The sequence below is a fragment of the Yoonia sp. genome (assembly GCF_017854565.1).
GTDB lineage: Bacteria > Pseudomonadota > Alphaproteobacteria > Rhodobacterales > Rhodobacteraceae > Yoonia.
Map to the genome: position 1 here is coordinate 22978 of NZ_JAFMHJ010000027.1, position 23392 is coordinate 46369.

25 protein-coding genes are annotated in these 23392 nt (G+C 64.8%); 23 read left to right on the forward strand and 2 right to left on the reverse strand.

Going from position 1 to position 23392, the window contains the following annotated elements:
• Positions 1–6: 6 nt before the first annotated feature.
• Positions 7–210: a hypothetical protein gene (locus QZ196_RS11615; RefSeq protein ID WP_296426577.1), complete on the reverse strand. Its 204-nt coding sequence runs from the start codon at positions 208–210 to the stop codon at positions 7–9.
• A gap of 128 nt (positions 211–338) precedes the next feature.
• Here QZ196_RS11615 and QZ196_RS11620 point away from each other — a divergent pair, with 128 nt between their 5' ends.
• The 9 genes from QZ196_RS11620 to QZ196_RS11660 are packed head-to-tail and all read left to right on the forward strand — an operon-like array spanning position 339 to position 8383.
• Positions 339–902 (forward strand): hypothetical protein, encoded by a 564-nt coding sequence (locus tag QZ196_RS11620; RefSeq protein WP_296426579.1) that lies wholly within the window; start codon positions 339–341, stop codon positions 900–902.
• A complete protein-coding gene (locus QZ196_RS11625; RefSeq protein ID WP_296426580.1) occupies positions 850–2904 on the forward strand; it encodes a phage terminase large subunit family protein in 2055 nt (684 codons plus the stop codon). Before QZ196_RS11620 ends, QZ196_RS11625 begins: the two co-directional genes overlap by 53 nt.
• 1 nt (position 2905) lies before the next feature.
• Complete coding sequence (locus QZ196_RS11630; RefSeq protein WP_296426582.1) at positions 2906–3121, forward strand: hypothetical protein; 216 nt, start codon at positions 2906–2908, stop codon at positions 3119–3121.
• A 3-nt stretch (positions 3122–3124) separates the two neighbouring features.
• Positions 3125–4624 (forward strand): phage portal protein, encoded by a 1500-nt coding sequence (locus QZ196_RS11635; protein ID WP_296426584.1) that lies wholly within the window; start codon positions 3125–3127, stop codon positions 4622–4624.
• Positions 4624–5955, forward strand: a complete 1332-nt coding sequence (locus QZ196_RS11640) for a S49 family peptidase (protein WP_296426619.1) — start codon at positions 4624–4626, stop codon at positions 5953–5955. The genes QZ196_RS11635 and QZ196_RS11640 overlap by 1 nt, the downstream gene beginning before the upstream one ends.
• A 42-nt stretch (positions 5956–5997) precedes the next feature.
• Positions 5998–6378, forward strand: a complete 381-nt coding sequence (locus tag QZ196_RS11645; RefSeq protein ID WP_296426586.1) for a head decoration protein — start codon at positions 5998–6000, stop codon at positions 6376–6378.
• Between the two features lie 32 nt (positions 6379–6410).
• Entirely contained in the window at positions 6411–7433 is a 1023-nt protein-coding gene (locus QZ196_RS11650) for a major capsid protein (protein WP_296426588.1), read from the forward strand.
• Between the two features lie 6 nt (positions 7434–7439).
• A complete protein-coding gene (locus QZ196_RS11655; RefSeq protein WP_296426590.1) occupies positions 7440–7754 on the forward strand; it encodes a hypothetical protein in 315 nt (104 codons plus the stop codon).
• Entirely contained in the window at positions 7751–8383 is a 633-nt protein-coding gene (locus QZ196_RS11660) for a DUF6441 family protein (protein WP_296426591.1), read from the forward strand. The genes QZ196_RS11655 and QZ196_RS11660 overlap by 4 nt, the downstream gene beginning before the upstream one ends.
• 51 nt (positions 8384–8434) lie before the next feature.
• Here the strand turns inward: QZ196_RS11660 and QZ196_RS11665 are convergent, their stop codons facing one another.
• Positions 8435–9238 carry an abortive infection family protein gene (locus tag QZ196_RS11665; protein WP_296426594.1) on the reverse strand — a complete coding sequence of 268 codons (804 nt, stop codon included), beginning with the start codon at positions 9236–9238 and terminating at the stop codon, positions 8435–8437.
• 145 nt (positions 9239–9383) lie between these two features.
• Between QZ196_RS11665 and QZ196_RS11670 the strand changes: the two genes are divergently transcribed.
• The 14 genes from QZ196_RS11670 (at position 9384) to QZ196_RS17585 (ending at position 23221) form a co-directional block, all read left to right on the forward strand.
• Positions 9384–9806, forward strand: coding sequence for an acyl-CoA transferase (locus tag QZ196_RS11670; protein WP_296426596.1), 423 nt, complete (start codon positions 9384–9386; stop codon positions 9804–9806).
• A 23-nt stretch (positions 9807–9829) separates the two neighbouring features.
• The gene (locus tag QZ196_RS11675) at positions 9830–10768 is read left to right on the forward strand and encodes a phage tail tube protein (protein WP_296426597.1); all 939 of its coding nucleotides are present in this window, start codon (positions 9830–9832) and stop codon (positions 10766–10768) included.
• A gap of 2 nt (positions 10769–10770) precedes the next feature.
• Complete coding sequence (locus QZ196_RS11680) at positions 10771–11208, forward strand: hypothetical protein (RefSeq protein WP_296426599.1); 438 nt, start codon at positions 10771–10773, stop codon at positions 11206–11208.
• 86 nt (positions 11209–11294) lie between these two features.
• Positions 11295–11438: a hypothetical protein gene (locus tag QZ196_RS11685; RefSeq protein WP_296426601.1), complete on the forward strand. Its 144-nt coding sequence runs from the start codon at positions 11295–11297 to the stop codon at positions 11436–11438.
• Positions 11431–13878 carry a phage tail tape measure C-terminal domain-containing protein gene (locus QZ196_RS11690; RefSeq protein ID WP_296426602.1) on the forward strand — a complete coding sequence of 816 codons (2448 nt, stop codon included), beginning with the start codon at positions 11431–11433 and terminating at the stop codon, positions 13876–13878. The genes QZ196_RS11685 and QZ196_RS11690 overlap by 8 nt, the downstream gene beginning before the upstream one ends.
• Positions 13878–14504 (forward strand): DUF2460 domain-containing protein, encoded by a 627-nt coding sequence (locus tag QZ196_RS11695; RefSeq protein ID WP_296426603.1) that lies wholly within the window; start codon positions 13878–13880, stop codon positions 14502–14504. Before QZ196_RS11690 ends, QZ196_RS11695 begins: the two co-directional genes overlap by 1 nt.
• A complete protein-coding gene (locus QZ196_RS11700) occupies positions 14501–15385 on the forward strand; it encodes a DUF2163 domain-containing protein (protein WP_296426605.1) in 885 nt (294 codons plus the stop codon). Before QZ196_RS11695 ends, QZ196_RS11700 begins: the two co-directional genes overlap by 4 nt.
• Positions 15382–15828: an NlpC/P60 family protein gene (locus tag QZ196_RS11705; RefSeq protein ID WP_296426607.1), complete on the forward strand. Its 447-nt coding sequence runs from the start codon at positions 15382–15384 to the stop codon at positions 15826–15828. Before QZ196_RS11700 ends, QZ196_RS11705 begins: the two co-directional genes overlap by 4 nt.
• A gap of 10 nt (positions 15829–15838) precedes the next feature.
• Positions 15839–19810, forward strand: a complete 3972-nt coding sequence (locus QZ196_RS11710) for a glycoside hydrolase TIM-barrel-like domain-containing protein (protein ID WP_296426609.1) — start codon at positions 15839–15841, stop codon at positions 19808–19810.
• A 10-nt stretch (positions 19811–19820) separates the two neighbouring features.
• A complete protein-coding gene (locus QZ196_RS11715) occupies positions 19821–21746 on the forward strand; it encodes a DUF2793 domain-containing protein (RefSeq protein ID WP_296426611.1) in 1926 nt (641 codons plus the stop codon).
• Between the two features lie 11 nt (positions 21747–21757).
• Positions 21758–22066, forward strand: a complete 309-nt coding sequence (locus QZ196_RS11720; RefSeq protein ID WP_296426612.1) for a hypothetical protein — start codon at positions 21758–21760, stop codon at positions 22064–22066.
• Between the two features lie 75 nt (positions 22067–22141).
• Positions 22142–22816: a D-Ala-D-Ala carboxypeptidase family metallohydrolase gene (locus tag QZ196_RS11725; RefSeq protein ID WP_296426613.1), complete on the forward strand. Its 675-nt coding sequence runs from the start codon at positions 22142–22144 to the stop codon at positions 22814–22816.
• The gene (locus tag QZ196_RS11730; protein ID WP_296426615.1) at positions 22816–23067 is read left to right on the forward strand and encodes a hypothetical protein; all 252 of its coding nucleotides are present in this window, start codon (positions 22816–22818) and stop codon (positions 23065–23067) included. Before QZ196_RS11725 ends, QZ196_RS11730 begins: the two co-directional genes overlap by 1 nt.
• A 22-nt stretch (positions 23068–23089) precedes the next feature.
• Entirely contained in the window at positions 23090–23221 is a 132-nt protein-coding gene (locus QZ196_RS17585) for a hypothetical protein (RefSeq protein ID WP_366510973.1), read from the forward strand.
• The last annotated feature ends 171 nt before the right edge of the window (positions 23222–23392 follow it).

A 23392-nucleotide genomic window follows, 5' to 3' on the forward strand; every position in this document is an offset into this window, starting at 1 on the left:
CCTCCTTCAGCGCTTGGTCGCGGCGGCGTGGCCAGCGGCATAGGCCGCTTCTAGCGCGGCGCGGATCGCCCAGACCGCCACATCGTGGAAGTCGAGCCGGTCGCTGTTCTGGGTTTCCAGCGTCTCGATGCTGTGGAAATGCTTGGCTGCGATCTCCAACAGCAGGGCTTCGCTGGGGGCTTTTGCGGCGGTTGTGGTCATGGTGGTCATGGCGTCGTCTCCGGGGCTGAGTTGCATCGTTTTCCTGCACCCAGAATCGCTCTACGCGGGAGTGTAATCAACTCAATAATCTCGTTATTTACGTTTAATTCCAATATCTTGAGGACAATCAAAGCGCCATGGAAGGTATGTCTGAACGTGAGTATTCCGCCCATTCCGGCCTGTCGCGTGGGGCAATCCAGAAAGCCCGCAAAGCCAGTCGGCTGGTGGTTTACAGCGATGGTTCGATCAATGCGGCCGCCTCCGATGTGCGCCGGGCGGAGATGACGGACCCTGACCAGCAGCGCCGCAGCACCGGTCGCACTGGCGGCGATGCTGGGTTTTCGGGGCCAGCCGACAGCTCGTCCTACCTGAAGGCCCGGACCGCGCTGACCGTCTATCAGGCGCAGGAAAAACAACTGGCAATTCAGAAGCGGAAAGGCACGCTGGTTGATCGCGCCCGGGCGGAAGCGCTGGTGTTCCGACTGGCACGGCAGGAGCGCGATACTTGGGTGACCTGGCCTGCCCGCGTGGCGGCCCTGATGGCGGCCGAAGTCGCTGCGGAGGTGGAAAAACAATCCGGCAATCCGGTGCGACCGGCGCGGCCGGTGACAATCGAGGCCGCGATCCTGCAAAGGGTGCTGGAAACCCATGTCAGACAGCACCTCGACGCCCTCGCCGATCTCCGGGTCAGCCTCGGATAGTGACGGCACAGCCAACGACGATCTGACCGCCGACCTCGACCTTGGCTTTGACGGGGCCGAAGACATTCTGCGCAACTGGCGTCGCGGCATGCGCCCAGACCCGGACCTTACGGTGTCGGAATGGGCAGATCAGCATCGCAAGCTATCGTCGCGGGCCAGCGCCGAGCCCGGGCAGTACCGCACCGCCCGCACGCCCTACTTGCGCGAGATCATGGATGCGCTGTCGCCCCGCCACCCGGCGCAGCGCATCAGCTTCATGAAAGCAGCGCAGGTCGGCGCGACGGAGGCGGGTAACAACTGGATCGGCTTTGTCATCCATCACGCGCCGGGGCCAATGCTGGCGGTGCTGCCGACTGTCGAGATGGCCAAGCGCACGTCGCGGGGCCGTCTCGACCCGCTGATTTCTGAGTCCCCGGCACTGCGCGAACGCGTGCAACCGGCCCGCTCGCGCGATGCGGGCAACTCGATGCTGTCCAAGGAATTCCCCGGTGGCATCCTGGTGCTAACCGGTGCCAACAGCGCCACCGGCCTGCGCTCGATGCCCGCGCGGTATATTTTCCTCGACGAGGTCGATGCCTATCCAGCTTCCGCCGACGAGGAAGGCGATCCGGTCACCTTGGCCGAGGCGCGGACCACCACCTTCTCGCATCGGCGCAAGGTGTTCATGGTCTCGACCCCCACGATCCGGGGGTTGTCGCGCATTGAAAGGGAGTTTGAGGCATCGGACCAGCGCAGGTATTTTGTGCCCTGCCCGCACTGCGCCGCGATGCAATGGCTGCAGTTTGAACGCCTGCGCTGGGACAAGGGACGGCCCGACACCGCCGCCTATCATTGCGAAAGCTGCGAGAAGCCCATCGCCGAGCATCACAAGACTCAGATGCTGGAACGGGGCGAATGGCGGGCGACCGCTGTCTCGGCCGATCCGCACTCCATCGGCTTCCACATCTCGGCGCTTTACTCGCCGCTGGGCTGGAAAAGCTGGCAGCATATCGCGCGGGACTGGCTGGCTGCCCAAGGCTCGGAAGAGATGTTGCGCGCCGCACGCAATACCTTGCTGGGCGAGACTTGGGTTGAAAGTGGCGATGCGCCGGAATGGCAGCGGCTGGCCGAACGGCGCGAAGCCTATGCTGGCGCACAGATCCCGATGGGCGGTTTGTTCCTGACCGCGGGCGTCGATGTGCAAAAGGACCGGATCGAGGTCGATGTCTGGGCCTGGGGTCGGGACAGGACAAGCTGGCTCGTCGATCACATCGTCATTGCCGGTGGGCCAGACGATCCGGCCTGCTGGGACAAACTGACGGCATTGCTCGGTCGGACTTGGGCCTGCGCCAATGGCGCGGTGATGGTGATCGGCAAGCTGGCCATCGACACCGGCTATGAAGCCCCGGCGGTTTACGCATGGGCGCGGAAACAGGGCTTTGAACAGGCCGCCCCCATCAAGGGTCTGGAAGGCTTCAACCGTGCCACGCCGGTGTCGGGTCCAACCTTTGTCGATGCCACCATTGGCGGCAAACGCCTGCGGCGGGGTGCGCGGCTGTGGTCGGTGGCCACGGCGACGTTTAAGACCGAAACCTATCGTTTCTTGCGGTTGGAACGGCCCTCGGATGAAGAGCGGGCGCTGGGCGTCTGTGATGCCCCCGGCACCGTCCATCTGCCTGACTGGATCGACACGGAATGGCTGAAGCAGCTGGTGGCGGAACAGCTGGTTACCGTGCGCAACAAGCGCGGTTACAGCCACCCAGAATGGCAGAAAATGCGGGAACGCAACGAGGCGCTCGACTGCCGTGTCTATGCCCGCGCCGCTGCGTGGATCATGGGCGCGGATCGCTGGGACGAGGCCACATGGCGGCGACTTGAGGAACAGGCCGGGGTCGAAACCCGCCCGGCCCCGCAGCAAGCCACGACAACTGAACCGGCCAAGCCTGCCCCGCCCAAGGCCGGGACACCAACCACGCCTCGGCGCAAACGCCGGGCATACACACCGAACTTCATGAGGGACTGAGATGGATCTGGAACGGATGCGCGCCCTGTTGGCAGCACTTCAGGAGGCTCGTTACGCGGGCGTCCGCTCGGTCAGCTATGACGGCAAATCAATCAACTATGGCTCGGACGCGGAACTCGCGAATGCCATCAGCGATCTGGAAACACGGATTGCCACGGCCACGAACGGCACTCCGCGTCGTCGGCGCTGGGGCACCGTGGCCTCGAAGGGCCTGTGATCCATGGCGTTCGATGCCTTTCGCCAGCGCATTGGCTCGATCATCGGGGGCTTCGATGCGGCGCAGGCCCACCGTCGCCTACGCGGGTTCCGGGCCAGCCGCGCCCATGTGAACACGCTGATCGCTGCCTCGGGCGACACGATCACCGCCCGGGCGCGCTGGCTGGTCCGCAACAACGGCTATGCTGCGAATGCCGTGGAAAGCTTCGCCAGCAATGTGGTGGGCGACGGCATCAAGCCGTCCAGTTCCATCGCGGATGCGGCCAAGAAGGAAGAGCTGCAGGCGCTGTGGCTGGCATGGACCGATGATGCCGACGCGGAAGGCCTGACCGATTTCTACGGCTTGCAACGCCGCGCCGCCCGGGAGGTGTTCTTGTCAGGTGAGGTGTTCATTCGCATCCGGCCGCGCCGGGCAGAGGACGGTCTGACCGTGCCGCTGCAATTGCAGATGTTGCCCGCAGAAATGCTGCCCCTCGACATGAACCGCACCCTGCCCGGCGCGGGGCTGATCCGTCAGGGCATCGAGTTTGATGGCATTGGCCGCCGCGTCGCCTATCACTTCTTGCGCCGCCATCCTGGCGATCTGACCGATCCGGGACTGGCTGGGGAAACGGTGCGCGTTCCAGCTGGTGATGTGATCCATGTCCTCGACCCGGTCGAGGCTGGCCAGTTGCGCGGCGTGTCGCGGTTCGCCGCCGCCATCGTGAAACTGTTCACGCTGGACCTCTACGACGACGCAGAGCTGGAGCGGAAGAAAATCGCGGCGATGTTCGCAATGTTCATCACCTCGCCCGCTCCCGAAACGCCGCTGGACCCGACCGACGAGGATCTAGAAGTTGAGCCGGGTCAGGTGGTGCGGCTGGATCCGGGCGAGGATATCTCGACGCCCGCGACGCCAGACTCCGGTGGCACCTATGAGCCGTTCCAATATCGGACCCTGCTGCAGATCGCCGCCGCGCTGGGAGTGCCCTATGGCTATCTGACCGGCGACACGGCCAAGGGCAACTTCTCGAACACCCGCATCTCACTGATCGAATTTCGCCGTCGGATATCAGCCTGGCAGCACGGCGTGCTGGTGTTCCAGCTTTGCCGCGCCGTCTGGGTCCGCTGGATGGATGTCGCGGTGCTGTCGGGGGCGTTGGACCTGCCCGGTTATGACAGCCAGCGCCGCCAATATCAGGCCTGCGCCTGGCTGCCGACGAAATGGGACTGGATTGACCCGATGAAGGACGCGTCCGCAGAGATCCTGCAAATCGAAGCGGGCCTGAAATCGCGCACCCAAGCCTTGGCAGAGCGTGGCTACGACGCCGAACAGGTGGATCGAGAAATCGCCGCCGAGCGCAAACGCGAAGCGACGCTGGGCCTCGACTTCCGCCGTCCGGGATCCCCAGCGCAAGGGCCGGGTGGGGCCAAGGGCAAGGACGACACCGAGCAGGACGACAAATCCAATGACGACGCGCCAGAAGACTCTGACGAGAAGTCCGACCCAAAGGAGGACGCATGATGCATCACGCCCAGATCGCCCAGCGCGCCTTCAACACGCCCCTGATGGTCGATCCGGCCAAGGCACTGGCCTTCCTGTCCGGGCTGGGGCCGCGCATCACCGGGCAAGACATCACCTTCCAAGGGTTTGGTGTCGAGCAGCTCGACCAAACCACGGCCGCCCTTCCGGCCCGCGCCTCGCTCTTTGGCAATGATCTCGCCCAGCGCCACCAACGCAACGGTGGCCAGCCCTTCGCGGTGGTCGATGGTATCGCCGTCATCGAAATCTCGGGCACACTTGTGCACCGGGGTGCATGGATCGGGCAGTCCTCCGGCCTGACGTCCTATGAGGGGATCGCCGCCCAGTTGCAGGCCGCATTGGCCGATCCTGGCGTGCGCGGCATCGCGCTGGACATCGACAGCTTCGGTGGCGAGGTGGCCGGGGCTTTCGATCTGGCGGATCGCATCCGTGCCGCCCGGTCGCAGAAACCCATCCACGCTTTTGTCGCCGAACATGCCCTGTCGGCTGGCTATGTCCTCGCGTCCCAGGCCGACCGGATAATCCTCCCGCGCACCGGCGCTGTCGGCAGCATCGGGGTTGTCGCGCTGCATACCGACATGAGCGGGGCCCTCGATCAAAAGGGCATCGCCGTCACGCTGATCCATGCCGGGGCGCACAAGGTCGATGCGAACCCGTATCAGCCCCTGCCCGACGCCATCCACGACCAGATGCAACGCGAGCTGGAAGTGGCCCGCTTCCTCTTCGCTGAAACTGTCTCGGCCGGTCGCGGTGATCGGCTGACCCATGCCGCAGCTTTGGCCACCGAAGCTGCCGTGTTCCGCGGGGCCGACGCCATCGCCGCCGGTCTGGCCGACGACCTTGCCGATCCTGTCACAGCCTTCCGCACCTTCGCCGCCGCGCCTCGCGGCACAACGTCCCCCAGCAGAAAGGGTCCACAGATGACCACGCCCACAGAAACCCCGACCCCGGCGGAAGTTGCCGCTCCTCCTGCGGCAATGCCTGCGGTCGCGGTCGCACCCGTCCCGGCCGAAGCGCCCGCAAACGCGGCAGCGCTCGTCACCACCACCATGACCGCAGATGCCATTCGCGCCGAGGCGGCCGAGGTGGCGCAGGTTTGCGCGCAGGCTGCCCGGCTCGGAGTGACCATCGACGCCGCCGATGCGGTCACGAAAGGCCTGAAGCCCGAGGCCCTGCGCGCTCGGGTGCTGGCCGATCTCGCCGCCCGCAGCGATGCGGCTGGCATCATCGCCACCGCCCCGGCCGCAGCTGCCGCCAAAGACAGCCCGATCATCGCGGCCGCCAAGAAGGCCGCGACCGACGCCAAGCGCTGAACCAGCGCCCCTATCCCTCCCCCACACCATGGAGACTGACCAATGCCCGTCCTGACGGAACCGCCCAGCATGGGCGATGTCCTCAAATATGAGGTCAACCCGAACTACACCCGTGAAGTGATCACCCTGCTTGCCGGAATGCCCTATCCGGTCGGCGCGGTCCTGGGCCGCATCACCGCCAGCGGCAAATACAAGCTGGCCACCAGTGGCGGCAGCGACGGCGCGCAGACAGCGAGTGCCGTCCTGCTTTACGCCGTCGATGCCACACTGGCCGATGCCGTGGGCATTGTCGTCGCGCGCGGCCCCTCGATCGTGTCGCGCGCTGGCCTCGCTTATGACGCCACCGTCGATGACGGCGCGAAAATCACCACCAAGATCGGCCAGCTTGCCGCTGTCGGCATCATCGCCCGCGACGGCGTCTGACGTCAAACCCTCTCATTCCCCCGGAGCACCCCATGACCATCGTTCGCAATCCCTTTGACGCTGGCGGCTATTCGCTGGCCGAGATGACGCAGGCCATCAATATCCTGCCCAACCTTTACACCCGCCTTGGCCAGATCGGCCTCTTCCGCTTCGAGGGCGTCACCCAGCGGTCGGTGATCATCGAGCAATATGAGGGCGTGCTGAACCTGCTGCCCTCCGTGCCACTGGGCGGCACGGCCACCGTGGGCACCCGCGAAGGCCGCTCGATGCGGTCCTTCGTCCTGCCCTGGATCCCGCATGATGACGTGATTCTGCCCGGTGACATTCAGGGCCAACCCGCGCTGGGCGTCTTCGATGGCGCCGACCCGCTGGTCGAGGTTATGAACCGCAAGCTGCAGCTGATGCGGCGCAAGCACGCCCAGACGCGGGAATACATGGAGATGAACGCCCTGCGCGGCATCGTCAAAGACGGCGCTGGCACCACGCTTTACAACTATTTCACCGAGTTTGGTCTGGCGCAAATCTCGGTGGATTTTGTCTTGGGCACGGCAGGCACCAATGTGCAGGGCAAGGTGCGCGAGGTCTTGCGGTCGATGGAAGACAACCTGCTCGGCGAAAGCATGAGTGATGTGCATGCCCTCGTCAGCCGCGAATTCTTCGACAAACTGATCGCGCACCCCAAGACCGAGGAAGCCTACAAGTTCTACGCCGCGACCGGCGCGCAGCCCCTGCGCCAGGACGTGCGCCGCAACTTCCCCTTCGCTGGGATCGTGTTCGAAGAGTATTCTGGCACCGTCACGCTTTCCACCAAGGCGACCGAACGGCTGGTGCCCGCCAGCGAGGGCATCGCCTTCCCGCTGGGAACCATGGACACCTTCACCACTTACGGCGGCCCGGCCAACCTGCTGGAGGCAGCGAATACGATGGGTCTGCCACTCTATGCGCGCCAGCACCTCGACGAAAAGGGGCGCTGGATCGACCTTATGACCGAGGCCTCGATCCTGCCGGTGAACAAGCGGCCGCGCATCGCGATCCGCATTCACACCTCGAACTGACTCGCCATGACCGTCTTCGCCGCCGCCATGGACCGGATCTTCGCCAACCCATCCATGGCGGCGGCCGCTGTCTGGATTTCTACCACCACATCGGAGGAACGCCTCATCCGCGTCATCCGCCTCGCCCCGGACCGCATCACCGAGTTTGGCGCTGGGCGATTTGTCAGCGACACCACTATGGTAGACGTCCGCGTCTCCGACCTGCCTGAACCGCGAGCGGGCGATCTGATCGTCATCGCTACTAACAGCTTCACCATTCAGGGCGAGCCCACGCGCGACCGTGAACGGCTTGTCTGGTCACTGGACCTGCAGCCAGCATGAAGCTGAAGGTCCAGTTCAACCCAGATATCGTAGCCCTGATGCAGGCGGAGATTGCCGCCGGTGAAAAAGCTGTCTCCGCGGCAATGCGCGAGGCAGGCACTTCCCTGAAATCCGCGTGGCGCAGCCAGATCACCGGCGCTGGGCTGGGCACCCGGCTTGGCAACAGCATCCGCCTCGCCAGCTTCCCGAAATCCGGCGACAGTCTGAACGCGGCGGCGCTGGTCTGGTCAAATGCCCCGGTCATCATCGGCGCGCATGACACTGGCCCGCTGATCCGGTCCAAGGACGGGTTCTGGCTGGCGATCCCTACGCCAGCGGCAGGCAAGAGCACCAGGGGCGGTCGCATCACCCCGGGCGAATGGGAACGCCGCACCGGGTTGCGCTTGCGGTTCATCTATCGCCGCACGGGACCGAGCCTCTTGGTTGCGGAGGGGCGGCTGAATTCGAAAGGCCGGGCGGTGGCATCGAAGTCGAAAACCGGGCGCGGCGTCGCAACCGTGCCGATCTTCCTGCTGGTCCCTCAGGTCAAGCTGCGCAAGCGGCTCAATCTGGCGCGCGATGCAGATCGCGCGGTGGATGGCGTGCCGGGGCTTATCGTGGCGGGGTGGATTGACGGGAAGCTGGCCTGATGTCTGCCATGGGGACGGAGCGGACACTCAAGCCCGCGTGTGCCATCTGCATCAATCCTCAAATTTTTGAGCATCCATCGTTTTGATGAAACGTAGCAGGGCGGTCACGCTGTCATAGATGAACTTCGCTTCATCCATCGGGACAAGGGTTTCTTTGTCGTGTGCAAAGGACTTGTTGTTCCGAATGTCGTTCATCGACTCGAAAGTGGAAATGGAACTCTTGATGATCCGGTCCGACATCTCCGTGAGGTTTCGTGATGCTTTCAGCGCCTTGGCATATTTCCCCACTCTGGCGTGCAGCGCGTCATTTTCGCCGCAGGGCTCCCCGCCGTGTTTGACTACCAAAGAAGCGAAGCGCTTCATGCAATAGGTATGCAGTCGGTCCAATCCAGAATTTGGACGGCCAGCGTCTAAATCCCTACGGATCGCAGCGACTAATTCTTGAAGGGTTTCATCTGCCTCGAATGCTTCGATTCCCGTTGAATCAATTACGTGCTCTTCCCCTTCGAACTTGCCAACTATCTTGAAATAGACTTCTTTCAACCGATCCTCGCGCGGTCCGCTGCTGCCCAGGATGTTGTTCTCCCGGTACTCCCAGAGCGCACGCAGCGCACGCGCGACAAGGTGAGGTTGCGCGCTTGCTATAAACGACCGCAGGCGCTTGGCTTTCGACGTGCCATAGGCTGAAAATAACGACGATCCGGGCGGGGCATCAGGATCGACACCGACCTCAGTGCAGAAGAAATCCCCAAAAGTGCGATCTGAAAAATCCAGGACGTAGCCCGACTGCATGTTAAGCGCTTCTTCGAACACGGCGCGGTCAAGCCGCGTGATAAGCATTTCGTAACTCTGCATCTCCTCAATGCCCTTTCGCCTTGGCCATTTGGACCGCAGTATTGCCAGCTACGAGCGATTATGCCAGCGGCAGTTGCATCTGGCTTGACCGTCCGCTCAGGGCTTTAGGCCAACCTTACTTAAGCCGCAAACTTAGGGACCCCAAATGCCCACCACCCGCGAACTCGTCCTCGCCGCGCTGCACGCGCGGCTGCAGCCGCTTGCCGCGCTTACCCTGCGTGACGAGGTTCTGCCCGAGCGCATCCCAGCGGCGGGGCTTATCATCGTGCGCGACGGCCAGCCGGGCGAGCCGGAGGTGACGCTGTCGCCCTTGCGCTACCATTACCAGCACCGCGCCGAGCTGGAGGTCGTTATCCAAGCCGGAACCGGCCGGGCCAGCACCTTTGACACCCTGATCGCCGATATCGGAACGGCACTGGAAGCCGACTGCACCCTCGGTGGCCTCTGCGACTGGGTTGAACCCGAAGCCCCGGTCTCGGTCGATCTGCCCATCGAGGGTGCGGCTGCGCTGAAGGCGGCGGTGATCACCGTCGTTTTGCATTACACCACAACCGGCCCCTTGGCCTGACACCCCCACAAAAGGAGATCCCAATGGCACGTGCGCAAGGCGCGCGGGCGCAGATGGCGCTTGCGTATGAGACAGTTTACGGCACCCCGCCGGTGAGTGGGTTCCGGCTGATGCCCTTCGCCCGGGCGACGCTCGGGTCGGAACAGCCGCTGCTGGAGTCCGAACTGCTCGGATATGGCCGCGATCCCCTTGCTCCGATCAAAGATGCGGTCACCGCCGATGGCGAGGTAGTGATCCCCATCGACGTCGAGGCTTTCGGGTTCTGGCTGAAAGCGGCCTTCGGCCAGCCGGTCACGACCGGCACGACGCCGAAGACCCACACCTTCCAGTCGGGCAACTGGACCCTGCCCAGCATGGCCATCGAAACGGCGATGCCCGAGGTGCCCCGCTTCGCGATGTATTCCGGCTGTGTGCTGGATCAGCTGTCCTGGCAGATGCAGCGATCCGGCCTTCTGACCGCCACTGCACGGCTTGTCGCCCAAGGCGAAACCATCGCCGCAGCCACAGCCGCTGGCACGCCCACGGCGCTGGGCCTGCAACGCTTCGGCCATTTCAACGGCACGGTCAAACGCAACGGCACGGCCTTGGGCAACGTAGTCTCCGCCGAGATCACCTATTCCAACAACCTAGACCGGATCGAGACCATCCGTGGTGATGGCCGCATCGATGGGGCCGACCCGACAATGGCGGCGCTCACCGGCCGGATCGAGGTGCGGTTTTCCGACACAACGCTGGTGACCCAGGCCATCGATGGCAGCCCCTGCGAGCTGGAGTTCAACTACAGCCTAGGGGCCAATGCGAGTTTCACCTTCACAGCCCATGCGGTCTATCTGCCCCGCCCCCGGATCGAGATCGCCGGGCCGCAAGGCGTGCAGGCCAGCTTTGACTGGCAGGCCGCTAAGGCCACCAGCCCCGCCCGCATGTGCACCGCCGTCCTTATCAACACCCTCACAGGATACTGATCATGATCCGACTGAACCTGACCGCCACCCCTGAATGGTTGGACCTCGCCCCTGGCCTGCGTTTGCTGGTGGCGCCTCTCACCACAGCGCTGATGGTATCAGCCCGCGCCGATCCCGCCATTGAAGCTATGCCGGACACCGCCACAACCGAGGAACTGGCGCTCGCCATGGCCAAGGCCGTCGCACGGCGCGCTGTGCTGGATTGGGAGGGCGTTGGCGATGACTCTGGCAATCTGCTGCCGGTCACACCCGAAGGCATCAACGCCCTGCTGGAAATCTGGCCGGTTTTTGAGGCGTTCCAGACCCAATACGTCGCGCGCGGCTTGATCCTGGACGCGGAAAAAAACGTCTCCGCGCTCTCGCCGACTGGTCCTTCGGCGGGGGCGATCGTTACTGCGCCGCCTGCCCGGGGCCGTGCCCGGACTGCCCTACAAGACTGAACCGGCCACAAACGCAGGACGGCTGGCAGGTCTGGGATCTGGTCGGCCGCCTTGGTGGCCAGCTGCGGGTTATCCCCGGCGCTGTCTTGGGCTGGGACATGGGCGCGGCCTTGGCCCTCGCACAGGCGCTGGGCATCGACACCCTGATCGCCGCCGAACTGCTGCCCGAGATCGAGGCCGTGATGGTGCGCAAAGTAAACGAACAGATGGAAGGAAGCCGTGATGGCTGAAAAACGGGTCTCCGTCCGCCTCGTCGCCGAGGGCGGCCGCCAAGTGCGCGCCGAGCTGGAGGGCATCGGCGAGGCGGGCGCGCGGGGCTTCGGGCGTCTGTCCTCCGAGATGGACCTCGCGAATACCCGCGTTGCCGCCTTTGCCCGCCGCGCCACGCTTGCCGCCGCAGCTGCCACTGCGGCACTGGTGGCGGCAGGCGGCGCGATGATCCGTTCTGGTCTGCAGACGGTGGATGCGCAGGCCAAGCTGGCGCAGTCGCTCGGTACGACAGTCGCCTCGATCCAGACGCTGGAGCGCGCGGGTGAACTGGCTGGTGTGTCGATGTCCGGGATCGAGCAGGCCACGAAGGATCTGACGCGGCGGCTGAGCCAGGCTGCCGCTGGGACCGGCCCAGCCGCCGATGCGCTGGATCGGCTGGGGCTGTCGGCCGCCGACCTGATCGCCCTGCCGCTGGACCAGCGCGTTGGTGCGATTAACGCCGCGATTGAAGACTTCGTGCCCGCCGCCGAGCGTGCCGCCGTTGCAGGGCAGCTTTTCGGCGAGGAAGGCTCCATCGCCATGTCGCGCATCGACACGGCGACACTACGCCAGGCGACAGAGGACGTGCTTGCCTTCGGGGTGGTGGTTTCCGAGCAGGATGCTGACCAGATCGAGCGGACCAATGATGCGATTTCCCGCCTGGGGCTGATCTGGCGCGGGGTTTCGAACCAACTGGCCGTGGCGGCGGCACCCGCGCTTGAGGCTGTGGCCAATGCGCTGGCCGCCGTCGCGCGCACCACCGGGCCGGTCGGTATCGCGATCACGGCACTGTTCGACAATATCGGACGGCTGACGACCTATGCCGCCACATTCGCGGGCCTCATCGCCGGGCGCTGGGTGGCAGGCATGGCCATGGCCGCGCTGTCGGTGCGGGGCCTCGCCACAGCGCTGGTGGTCCTGCGCGGCGCGCTGATCCGCACAGGCATTGGCGCGCTGATCGTTGGCGCGGGTGAGCTGGTCTATCAGTTCACCCGGCTTGTGGCCGGTGCCGGTGGTTTTGGCAACGCGATGGGTTTGCTCTCCGACCTCGCCTCCGAGGTGTGGGGCCGCATTGGCCTCGCGCTTGATGCAGCACTGGCACGGATGGCAGCAGGTTGGGAGGGGATGAAGGCCACAACGCTGACGGCGCTCGACGGTGCAGTGACGGGCGTGTTCAGCTTTGGTGACCGCTCGGTGGCGGTCTTCCAGGGCGCATTCGATGCGATGAAGGCGATCTGGGGGCAGTTGCCCGGTGCCATTGGCGACTTCGCGTTTCAGGCAGCGAACGGGCTGATCAGCGGTGTGGAGTCGATGCTGAATGGGGTCGTCACTCGGATCAATGGCTTCATTACGACGCTGAATGCCGCACTGGACCTGCTCCCCGAATGGGCGACAGGCGAAGGCGGCGTGCGGATCGGCACCCTCGATCCGGTGACGCTCGGCGGGATCGAAAACCCTTTCGCGGGTGCGGCCGAGGCGGCCGGTGCTGCGGCAGCCGATGCGTTCTCCGCGGCTCTGGGGCGAACATACGTTGATGCGCCTGATCTGGGGCTTGGGGCGGCGGCCGACGACGCCAGCGCCCGGGCCGATGGCTACCGCGAGGCAGCAGGCATGCTGGCCGATGCGGCTGGTCGCCCTTTGGCAAGTTGGCAGGCGCTGCGCGACGCGATGACCAGCTCTGGGACTGGGGCCGAAACGGCCCTCGCTGATGCTGCCACTTCGGCGGATGCGCTCGGCCTCGAACTTGATGAAACAGCCACCGCAGCCGGTGGTGCCGGAGCCGCCGCGCGCGCAGCTGGGGCAGCAGCCGCCGAGGGTGCGGACCAAGCTTTAACCGGCTGGGCTGCCGTAACCGCGGCGCTGGCCGACTATGCCACCAAGGCTCGTAATATCAGTGGTGATATCGGCCAGACACTGGTCGGGGCGTTCCAGAGCGCAGAGAACGCGGTGGGCGACTTCATCAAAACCGGCAAGCTGGACTTCAGCAGCCTCGTCACTTCGATGATCGCTGATCTGGCCAAACTGGCCGCGCGGCGCTTTATCCTCGGCCCCATCGCCGATGCCTTGTCGGGTGCGTTTGGTGGCGCAGGTGGGTTGTTCGCGAACATCTTGCATTCCGGCGGCACCGTTGGCGTCGCAGGTAGCGGCCGGATGGTGCCTGCCATGGCTTTCGCCGGTGCCCCGCGCATGCACTCCGGGGGCTGGGCCGGGCTGAAACCCGACGAGGTCCCCGCGATCTTGCAACGGGGCGAGCGTGTTTTATCCCGCCGCGAAGCTGCTGGATATGGCCAGGGACAGAACGCAGCTCCGAATATCTCTGTTACGATCATGTCCCGCGACGCCGAAAGCTTCCGGCAATCCCGCACGCAGGTCGCGGCTGATATCGCCCGCGCCGTGTCCCTCGGTCGGAGGGGCATGTGATGGCGTTTCACGAGGTTCGGTTTCCCGACAACATCAGTCGAGGCGCGCGAGGCGGTCCTGAACGGCGCACGCAAGTGGTCGAACTAGCCTCCGGTGATGAAGAGCGCAACGCCAGCTGGGCCAACTCGCGCCGCCGCTATGACGTGGCCTATGGCATTCGTCGCGCTGATGATCTGGCGGCGGTCGTCGCCTTCTTCGAAGCCCGCAACGGCCGCCTGCACGGCTTTCGCTACAAGGACTGGGCCGATTACAAATCCGCCCTGCCGTCGCAGGCGGTCGCGCCAACCGATCAGCAGATCGGCACCGGGACCGGAAGCCTGCAGGCCTTCCAGCTTGCAAAACGCTACACGTCTGGCGCGCAGACATGGGTGCGGACCATCACCAAACCCGTGACCGGAACCGTCCGCGTCGCGCTGGGCATGGTGGAGCAGCTATCAGGCTGGACGCTGGACACGACGACTGGCGTCGTCACCTTCACCACCGCCCCAGCGGGCGGCGTGATCGTGCGCGCTGGCTTCGAATTCGATGTGCCGGTGCGCTTCGACAGCGACACCCTCGACGTCACCCTCGACTTCGAACGGCTGGGATCGATTACCTCCATCCCCCTGCTGGAGATCCGCCGATGAAAACCCTCTCCCCGGCTCTGCAGACCCATCTCGATGACGGCACCACTACCTTGTCTTGGTGCTGGAGGATCAGCCGCGCCGACGGCATGGCGCTGGGCTTTACCGATCATGACCGTACCCTCAGCTTCGATGGTACCGAGTTTGAACCCGAAAGCGGGTTCGCCGCCTCGGAAATCCGTGCTGGGTCCGATTTGGCCGTTGATGCGCAGGATGCCACCGGCGTCTTGACCTCCGACCGGATCACAGAAACCGATATTCTCGACGGGCGGTGGGACAATGCGGCGGTGGAGCTGTGGCGGGTGAACTGGGCCGACACCAGCCAGCGCGTACTCTTGCGCCGGGGCGCGGTTGGACAAATCCGGCGCGGGCGCATGGCATTTGTCGCCGAAGTGCGCAGCCTCGCGCATGTGCTGGGCCAGACTGTCGGTCGCACGTTCCAGGCTGGTTGCGATGCTGCACTTGGCGATATTCGGTGCGGCATCGACTTGGAAAACGCCATCTACAAGGGCACCGGCGTTGTCACCGACCTCTTGCGCGACAGGGCGTTCATGGCCTACGGGCTGCCCGGGTTTGATGCGGGTTGGTTCACCTCTGGCACACTGACATGGACCAGTGGTGCCAATGCCGGGCGCATCACTGAAGTTTTGGCGCATGGCATTGCTGATGCAATCGCCAGCCTGACCCTGCTGGAAGCGCCCGTGCGTGCTATCGCCGAAGGCGACAGCTTTGTCGCGCGGGCAGGCTGCGACAAGCGGATCGCTACCTGCAGCGCCAAGTTTGCGAATGTCGCCAACTTCCGGGGCTTTCCCAATATCACCGGCCAAGACGCCGTGCTGCGCTATGCCAGCCAGGACGGCGGCCATGAAGGAAATGTGCTGTGAAACGCCGCGCGGCCGTGGCCGACCCCGCCTTGGTTATTGCTACCGCCCGCAGTTGGCTCGGCACGCCCTACCACGACCAAGCCAGCCTACGCGGTGTCGGTTGCGATTGTCTTGGCCTCGCGCGCGGCGTCTGGCGCGCGGTGGTGGGCGACGAGCCATTTCCGATCCCACCGTACAGCCGGGATTGGGGCCAGACCGGGCCGCGCGAGGTGCTGGCCGAAGGCGCACGGGCGATGATGTCGGAAATTGCCCCCACGGACGTCATTCCCGGCGCGCTGGTCCTGTTCCGCATGGCCCCGCGCGCCATAGCCAAGCATGTCGGGATCCTGACCTCGCCTGACCGCTTCATCCATGCCTATGAGCGGCTGGGCGTGGTCGAGGAACAGCTGACCCCATCCTGGCGGCGACGCATCGCTTTCGCTTTCCTGTTCCCAAAAGACTGAAACCACACACATGGCGACATTAGTTCTCGGCGCGGTTGGCTCTGCAATCGGTGGGTCTATCGGGGGCACCTTGCTCGGCGTCAGCGCCTTCACGATTGGCGGCTTCATCGGCTCCACCATCGGGTCGGTGGTCGACAACTGGATCGTCTCGTCCCTCGCCCCGGCGCAACGGATCGAGGGCGCGCGGCTGGACAGCTTGCGCATCACATCCTCGACCGAAGGAGCGGTCATCCCGCGCCTGTTCGGCCGGATGCGCATCGGAGGCAATATCATCTGGGCAACGGACTTCCGCGAAGAGGTCAACACAACCAGCCAAGGCGGCGGCAAGGGCAGCGGGCCAAAGGTCACCACCACCGAATATCTGTATTACGCCAGCTTTGCTGTCGCCTTGTGCGAGGGCGAAATTACCGGTATCGGCCGCGTCTGGGCCGACGGCAAGCCGATGGACATGACGGGCGTCACCTGGCGCTGGTACCCGGGAGACGAGGCGCAGGCCCCCGATCCGTTCATCTCGGCAAAGATGGGGGCGACCAACACGCCCGCCTATCGCGGCACCGCCTATGTCGTCTTCGAGGAGTTGAACCTCAGCGCATTCGGCAACCGCCTGCCACAGATCAGCTTCGAGGTGTTCCGGCCCCTCGCGGATCCTGACACCGCAGAAGGGCTGGTCAAGGCCGTGACGATGATCCCGGCATCAGGCGAATTCACCTATGCGACTGCACCGGTCAAGAAGACCGCTGGCGCTGGTGGTGCGACCGTTGCCGAGAACCTGAACGCAATTACCGACACTGCCGACATGGTGGTGGCGCTGGATCGGCTGCAATCCTTGGCCCCTGCCGTGGAAAGCGTCAGTCTTGTGGTGGCCTGGTTTGGGGATGATCTGCGCGCGGGGAACTGCAAGGTGCGGCCGGGCGTCGAGGTGGCGGCCAAGACCACCACGCCATCCCCCTGGTCCGTGAACGGTGTCGCACGCGCGGATGCGTTTCTGGTAAGCCGCGATGCAGAGAACCGGCCGGTCTATGGCGGCACGCCTGCCGACTTCGCGGTGGTGCAGGCGATCCAAGAGATGAAAGATCGCGGACTGCGCGTAACCTTCTATCCCTTCATCCTGATGGACGTCCCGCCGGGCAATACCAAGCCGAACCCCTACAGCGCCAATGCCTCCACCTCGGGCCAGCCGACCTTCCCCTGGCGCGGGCGTATCACCTGTTCCCCGGCAGCGGGCTTTTCCGGGTCGGTGGACAAGACCGCGACCGCTGCCACGCAGGTCGCGGCGCTGTTTGGCACAGCCGCGCCCGCCAACTTTACCGTTTCCGGCGAAACCGTCGACTGGACCGGCCCTATCGGGGAATGGGGCTTGCGCCGGATGATCCTGCACTATGCGCATCTCTGCAAAGCGGCCGGGGGCGTCGACGCCTTCCTGATCGGTTCGGAGATGCCCGGTCTGACCACGATCCGCTCGGGTGGCAGCACCTATCCCGCCGTCACGGCCTTCAAGGCTCTTGCCGCCGATGTCCGAACGATCCTCGGCGCTGGGCCCAAGATCGGCTACGCGTCCGATTGGTCGGAGTATTTCGGCCATCACCCTGCCGATGGCTCGGGAGACGTCTTCTTCCATCTCGATCCCCTGTGGTCCGATGCCAACATCGATCTCATCGGCATCGACAACTACATGCCTCTGTCAGACTGGCGAGACGGGTTTGACCATGCCGACGCGGCGCTGGCGCCTGCGATCTACGACCGGGACTATCTTCAATCGAACATCACCGGCGGGGAAGGCTTCGACTGGTTCTATGCCATCGCCCTTGATCGAACCGCGCAAAACCGTACGCCGATCATGGATGGCGCGGCGGCAAAACCGTGGGTCTTCCGCTTCAAGGATCTGCGCGCATGGTGGCAAAACCCGCATTTCAACAGGCCGGGAGGCGTGGAGAGCGCGATGCCGACGGCATGGGTGCCGCAGTCAAAGCCGATCTGGTTTACCGAACTGGGCTGCCCGGCGATTGATCGTGGCACCAACCAGCCGAACGTCTTCTTCGACCCGAAGTCTTCAGAGAGCTTCACGCCGTATTTCTCGCGCGGCTGGCGCGACGATGCGATCCAGCGGGCCTATCTGGAAGCGACCTATCTATTCTGGGGTGCTGCGGCGAACAATCCGGTGTCATCGGTCTATGGCAACCAGATGGTGCATGTGCCCGAATGCGCCGCTTGGACATGGGATGCGCGCCCCTATCCGTTCTTCCCCGGGCTGACCGATGTCTGGACCGATGGCCCGAACTGGCGATTGGGCCACTGGCTGACCGGGCGGCTGGGTGCTGTGTCACTGGCGGCCCTTGTGCGCCACCTTTGCCTGCGCGCAGGAATGCCGGAAGACCAGATCGACGTCTCCGGCCTTTGGGGTGCCGTTGAAGGCTATGTGATCTCGGCACTGGAAGCCCCGCGTGCCTCGATCTCGACGCTGGCTCGGCACTTCGGCTTGGATGCCGTCGAGAGTGAAGGCCGCATCAAGTTCCTGATGCGCGGCCGGATCGCCAGCGCCATCGTCACCCCTGACAGCATGGTGGCACCATCATCTGCGCAAGGCGACGTGATGGAACTGACCCGGGCGCAGGAAACCGAACTGCCGCAGGCCCTGAAATGGCAGGTTGCCCGCGCCGACGAGGATTATGACGCAGCACAGGTCGAAGCCCGGCGCATCACCGTCGACACAACCCGGATCGCATCCGAGGCCTTCCCGATGGTGATCCCGCCCGAGGAGGCAGAACGCCGCTGCCGCCGCGCGCTAATGGAGGCATGGGTGGGCCGCGAAAGCGCGGTGTTTCGTCTGCCGCCATCACGGCTGGCGCTGGATCCCTGCGATGTGATCCTGCTCGACCACGATGGCCGCCTGACGGAAATGCGCCTCGTCTCCATCGCCGACTCCGACCTGCGCAGCATTGACGCCGTGCGCCAGGATCGAGCGGTCTACGACCTCCCGCCCGGAGAGCCTCGACCGGCGTCCTTGTCGACCCCGACCGTGTTCGGCGCACCAGACATCGTGCTAATGGACTTGCCGCAGCTGCGCGAGGATCAGCCTGCGCACCGGCCCTTTGTCGCGGCCCATGCAAAGCCATGGCCGGGTGAAATCGCCGTCTATCGCAGCGCCGCGACAGACGGATTTGCCCTGCTGACCACCTTCAGCTCGCGAGCGCGCATGGGCGTGTTGGCGGCCGACTTCTTTGCCGGGCCGGTGTCGCGGTTCGATCTGGGCAATGCGCTGGTGGTCGATCTCTATTCCGGCACGCTGGAAAGCGTCACGGACATCACCTTGCTGGGTGGGGCCAATGCGCTGGCCGTCGAGACCGGCGCAGGGCAGTGGGAGATCGTCCAAGCAGGCGTTGCAGAACTTATCGCACCGGGGCGCTATCAGCTGACCCGATTGCTGCGTGGCCAGCGCGGCACGGAAGGCGCGGTCGCTGGAATGGTGGCAAGCGGCGCCCGCGTCGTTGTTCTCGACACAACCGTGGCACCGTTGCCCATCAGCGAGGCCGATCTGGGTCTGCCATGGAACTGGCGTATCGGCCCAGCTTCCAAGCCGGTCAGTGACGAGACCTTTGTTGCCGCAACCTTCACGCCCGAGGGCGCTGGGCTGCGGCCGTTTTCGGTCGCACATGTCGAACAGCCGTGGCGCACCGCCCGCAGCGCGGGCGATCTGACGATCCGATGGACGCGTCGGTCGCGATCCCTTTCCGCCGACACCTGGGGCGCGGGCGATGTGCCCTTGGCCGAGGACTTTGAAGCTTACGCGCTCGACATTCTGGACGGGTCAGTTGTCAAGCGATCCTTGACGACTGCCACGACCAGCGTCCTCTACACCGCCGCCCAGCAGACCGCCGACTGGGGCGCGCCCCTCGGTCCCGGCCAATCTCTTGCAATCCGCATCTACCAGCTCTCGGCACTGATCGGCCGAGGCGCTGGGCGACCCGTCACGCTAACCTTCTGAAAGCAGAATCATGTCCGATTTAACCACCCACCTCCTGCTGCCCTATATCCTGGCATCGCAGGCGCAAAAGCATGTCACCCACAACGAGGCGCTGCGCCTGCTGGACGCCATGGTGCAGCTGTCAGTGCTGGACCGCACGCGCACCGCCCCATCTGCCAGCCCGACCGACGGCGACCGGCATATTGTGGCGTCTGGGGCGACAGGTCTGTGGGCTGGCTGGGACTTGAACGTGGCCTTCTGGGTCGATGGCGTCTGGATGCAGCTGGTGCCGCGCCCGGGCTGGCTGGCATGGATCGCGGCAGAACAGATGTTTCTGGTCTGGAACGGCAGCGCCTGGGATCCGGTTGGCGAACCGGTGGATGTTCCTGACAGCGTCTTCAGCCTCGTAAACACCGCCGATCCGACAAAGCGGGCGACATTCTCGCTGTCGGGGATCAGCACCGGGACAACCCGCACCTTCACGCTGCCGAACACCTCGTCGGAACTGGCGATCCTCGCTGGCACCCAGACGTTCAGCGGCAACAAGACCTTCTCCGGCACACTGACGGTGTCGGGCACCGTCACAATCTCGGCGGCCAGCGCATCGATCGGCACGGCGACGACAACCGCCACCTACGGCATGGGCACAGGAGCCACGACGACCGGCGTCACCAAAACCTTGAACCTCGGCACTGGCGGTGCGAGTGGGTCCACGACCGTGGTAAATGTCGGGTCCGCGATTGCGGGGGCAGGCGGCACCACGGTGATCAACACGCCCATAGTCACCTTCGCGAATAGCGTGGCGCAGGTCGGCATGCCCCAGGCAAACCTCACTGCGCAATTGCTGGGCCTCGGCGGGGCGACCGCTGACAGCTACAACCGTTTGTCGATGAATACCCCTGCGGTGCTGCTGAACAACGCCGGTGCCGGGATCGAGGCCACCGTCAACAAGGCCGCCGCCGGGAATGATGCGGCCTTCGCCTTCAAGACCGGGTTTTCGGCGCGGGCGCTGATCGGCCTTCTCGGCAACGACGATTTCAGTTTCAAGGTCAGCCCGAACGGATCGACCTTCTTTGATGCGATCCGGATCGACCGGACCTCGGGCCGGGTTGAACTGCCCGAACCATTGGTGATCCCCGCCCTACCCGCCGCCCCGGACCCTCCGCCTGCGGGAAAGCTTGCCGTTTATGCCCGTGACCGCGCAGGGGCCGGGTGGCTGGATGTGCAGCGGCCCTCGGGGCGGTTCTTTCCTCTGCAACCGCATTTCGGGGTCAACCGGATCGCGACTTGGGCGCCCTCGACCGGCACAACGGTCAACACCAATGGCATGCCGCGCACGGCAGTCGGCACCGTGGCTACACCGACGCTGGCGACCACCAACCTCTCCACCAGCATGCGCCGTTGGCGCGTGACCAGTGCAGCAACGGCTGACGCGGTGGCCGAAGAACGCTCCGCAGGCTGGGTCTGCTGGCGTGGCAATGCCGATGGCTTGGGCGGGTGGAACTACGTCAACCGCCTCTCGCTGACCGCGCTGCAGGCCACCGGCATGGGCTTTTTCGGGCTCTATGGGTCGACTGCGGCACTGGCCACCACGCTGACGTTAGCCGCAACGGCCAACTGCATCGGGATCGGCTTCCAGCGCGGCACCCACACCAACTGGCAGCTGGTGCATAACGATGGCACCGGTGCACCGAGCCTGATCGATCTGGGCGCGAGCTTCCCGGTCAACAGCCTGACCAACGTTCTGACGCTCTACATCGCAGCAGCCCCGAACGGATCAGACATCGGCGTGCGGGTGGTCGAGGAGGTCAGCGGCGCGGCCGCCGAGTTTACCGTCACCAGTGACATGCCCGCCGCCACCCAGCTTCTGAGCCCGCGCAATTACATGAATAACGGCGCGACGGCGGCCGCCGTCGCCTACGACTGCTCCGGCGTCTACGTCGAGACGGATTATTGAGGGATATCATCATGACAGAACGAACCACCCTGTTGCAGGAGGTCGGCGCGGCCTTCCGCGACAACGGATTGACCGCCGCCATCACCGCACTGATCGGCGGCTTCATCGCGCTCCTGGCCGCCGTCACGCGCCGCGCTTTCACCAATGACGCGATGCTTGTCCGGCTGGACCGGGAGTTGCTGGCCGAGCGTGACCGCGTGGACCGCCAGCGCGCTGAAGACCGCAAAGGCGACGCCGACCGGCTGGAGCGCATCGAGACAGACATCCGCGCGATGCGCGATCTGATGTTCGAGGCGTTCCAGCGCGGCCGCACCGACTGACGATCCCCCAAGACCACCACTGAACCTGTTCCCCACCCGCCCCAGAGGCGGGTTTTGCATTTCTGGAGACCCATCATGCCGACCACGACCTATGCCCATTTCCGCGATGTACCCGAAAGCGCGTGGCGCTGGTCCAGCTTTTCCCCGGCCGAGATCGCCTGCCGCGGCACCGGGGCGATCAAGATCAACACCGAAGCGATGGATAAGCTGCAATCCCTGCGCAACCGTCTCGGCAAGCCGCTGATCGTTCGGTCGGGCTATCGCAGCCCCAGCCACAACCGCGCCGTCGGCGGGGCCCCGGCCTCCAAGCACATGCAGGGCACGGCATTTGATATCGCCATGTCGAACCACGATCCGGTGGCGTTCGCCGAAGCCGCCCGCGCTGTCGGTTTCCTCGGCTTCGGCACCTATCCCCGCTCGAGCTTCATGCACATCGACCTCGGCCCCGCACGCAGCTGGGGCGAACCCTTCGCTCCCCGCGCCACGCCCTTTGTGCCGGAAACCCAGCCAGCTCGTGAGGTGCTCGCCGACAGCCGCACCCTGAAAGGCGGCGGGGCCGCAGGCATCGCCACGGTCGGCGCCGCCGGTGTTGAAGTGGTGCAAGACGTACTTGCGGAAACCCAAACAGCCATCCTGCCCCTGGTGCCCTATCTCGATACCCTGCGCTGGGTGTTCATCGCAGTGGCACTGATAGGCATCGCCGTCTCCATCCACGCCCGGATCGATGACTGGAAACGGGGCCAGCGCTAATGAGTTGGATCACCGCAAGCCTCGCCAGCGGCCCAGCGCGCAAAGCGTTGGGCCTTTTGCTGGCCGCCCTCACCATCGCCTTGTTCCTGCTGAACCTCCGCCGCGCCGGTGAACGCGCCGGGCGGCTGGCCGAGCGACTTTCAACATCGGAGAGAACCCATGAAGTCCAACGCCAGATGCTGGACGCTGCCAGCCGCCGCCCCGCTGATCGCGATGCTTTGGCTCAGCGCATGCGCGATGGGCAATTTTGACCCACGGCCAACTTGCCCACCCGTGGTGGAATACAGCGTGGCGGATCAAGACGTTGCTGCAGCCGAGATCGAAGCGCTGCCAGAAGGTGCGGTCGTGATCAGGATGCTCAGCGATTATGCCGTATTGCGCGACCAGGCGCGGGCGTGCCGGTGAAGCACCGCGCGGGCCATACATTGCTGGAGGTCCAACACGTCTTAACGGCCGCATGACAGACGTGAAGGGCGGACACCGGACCTTCGCTGCACCCTGCACGAACAACCGAGATGCGGACTTAGTTGCCATTCAAGTGATCCAAACCAACGTCGGCTCTAGGATCTTTCATAC

What these genes read in the sequence shown, in the direction of transcription:
- QZ196_RS11615 (WP_296426577.1), bottom strand. Translation starts at nt 210, where the DNA reads ATGACCACCATGACCACAACCGCCGCAAAAGCCCCCAGCGAAGCCCTG.
- QZ196_RS11620 (WP_296426579.1), top strand. Translation starts at nt 339, where the DNA reads ATGGAAGGTATGTCTGAACGTGAGTATTCCGCCCATTCCGGCCTGTCG.
- QZ196_RS11625 (WP_296426580.1), top strand. Translation starts at nt 850, where the DNA reads ATGTCAGACAGCACCTCGACGCCCTCGCCGATCTCCGGGTCAGCCTCG.
- QZ196_RS11630 (WP_296426582.1), top strand. Translation starts at nt 2,906, where the DNA reads ATGGATCTGGAACGGATGCGCGCCCTGTTGGCAGCACTTCAGGAGGCT.
- QZ196_RS11635 (WP_296426584.1), top strand. Translation starts at nt 3,125, where the DNA reads ATGGCGTTCGATGCCTTTCGCCAGCGCATTGGCTCGATCATCGGGGGC.
- QZ196_RS11640 (WP_296426619.1), top strand. Translation starts at nt 4,624, where the DNA reads ATGCATCACGCCCAGATCGCCCAGCGCGCCTTCAACACGCCCCTGATG.
- QZ196_RS11645 (WP_296426586.1), top strand. Translation starts at nt 5,998, where the DNA reads ATGCCCGTCCTGACGGAACCGCCCAGCATGGGCGATGTCCTCAAATAT.
- QZ196_RS11650 (WP_296426588.1), top strand. Translation starts at nt 6,411, where the DNA reads ATGACCATCGTTCGCAATCCCTTTGACGCTGGCGGCTATTCGCTGGCC.
- QZ196_RS11655 (WP_296426590.1), top strand. Translation starts at nt 7,440, where the DNA reads ATGACCGTCTTCGCCGCCGCCATGGACCGGATCTTCGCCAACCCATCC.
- QZ196_RS11660 (WP_296426591.1), top strand. Translation starts at nt 7,751, where the DNA reads ATGAAGCTGAAGGTCCAGTTCAACCCAGATATCGTAGCCCTGATGCAG.
- QZ196_RS11665 (WP_296426594.1), bottom strand. Translation starts at nt 9,238, where the DNA reads ATGCAGAGTTACGAAATGCTTATCACGCGGCTTGACCGCGCCGTGTTC.
- QZ196_RS11670 (WP_296426596.1), top strand. Translation starts at nt 9,384, where the DNA reads ATGCCCACCACCCGCGAACTCGTCCTCGCCGCGCTGCACGCGCGGCTG.
- QZ196_RS11675 (WP_296426597.1), top strand. Translation starts at nt 9,830, where the DNA reads ATGGCACGTGCGCAAGGCGCGCGGGCGCAGATGGCGCTTGCGTATGAG.
- QZ196_RS11680 (WP_296426599.1), top strand. Translation starts at nt 10,771, where the DNA reads ATGATCCGACTGAACCTGACCGCCACCCCTGAATGGTTGGACCTCGCC.
- QZ196_RS11690 (WP_296426602.1), top strand. Translation starts at nt 11,431, where the DNA reads ATGGCTGAAAAACGGGTCTCCGTCCGCCTCGTCGCCGAGGGCGGCCGC.
- QZ196_RS11695 (WP_296426603.1), top strand. Translation starts at nt 13,878, where the DNA reads ATGGCGTTTCACGAGGTTCGGTTTCCCGACAACATCAGTCGAGGCGCG.
- QZ196_RS11700 (WP_296426605.1), top strand. Translation starts at nt 14,501, where the DNA reads ATGAAAACCCTCTCCCCGGCTCTGCAGACCCATCTCGATGACGGCACC.
- QZ196_RS11710 (WP_296426609.1), top strand. Translation starts at nt 15,839, where the DNA reads ATGGCGACATTAGTTCTCGGCGCGGTTGGCTCTGCAATCGGTGGGTCT.
- QZ196_RS11715 (WP_296426611.1), top strand. Translation starts at nt 19,821, where the DNA reads ATGTCCGATTTAACCACCCACCTCCTGCTGCCCTATATCCTGGCATCG.
- QZ196_RS11720 (WP_296426612.1), top strand. Translation starts at nt 21,758, where the DNA reads ATGACAGAACGAACCACCCTGTTGCAGGAGGTCGGCGCGGCCTTCCGC.
- QZ196_RS11725 (WP_296426613.1), top strand. Translation starts at nt 22,142, where the DNA reads ATGCCGACCACGACCTATGCCCATTTCCGCGATGTACCCGAAAGCGCG.
- QZ196_RS11730 (WP_296426615.1), top strand. Translation starts at nt 22,816, where the DNA reads ATGAGTTGGATCACCGCAAGCCTCGCCAGCGGCCCAGCGCGCAAAGCG.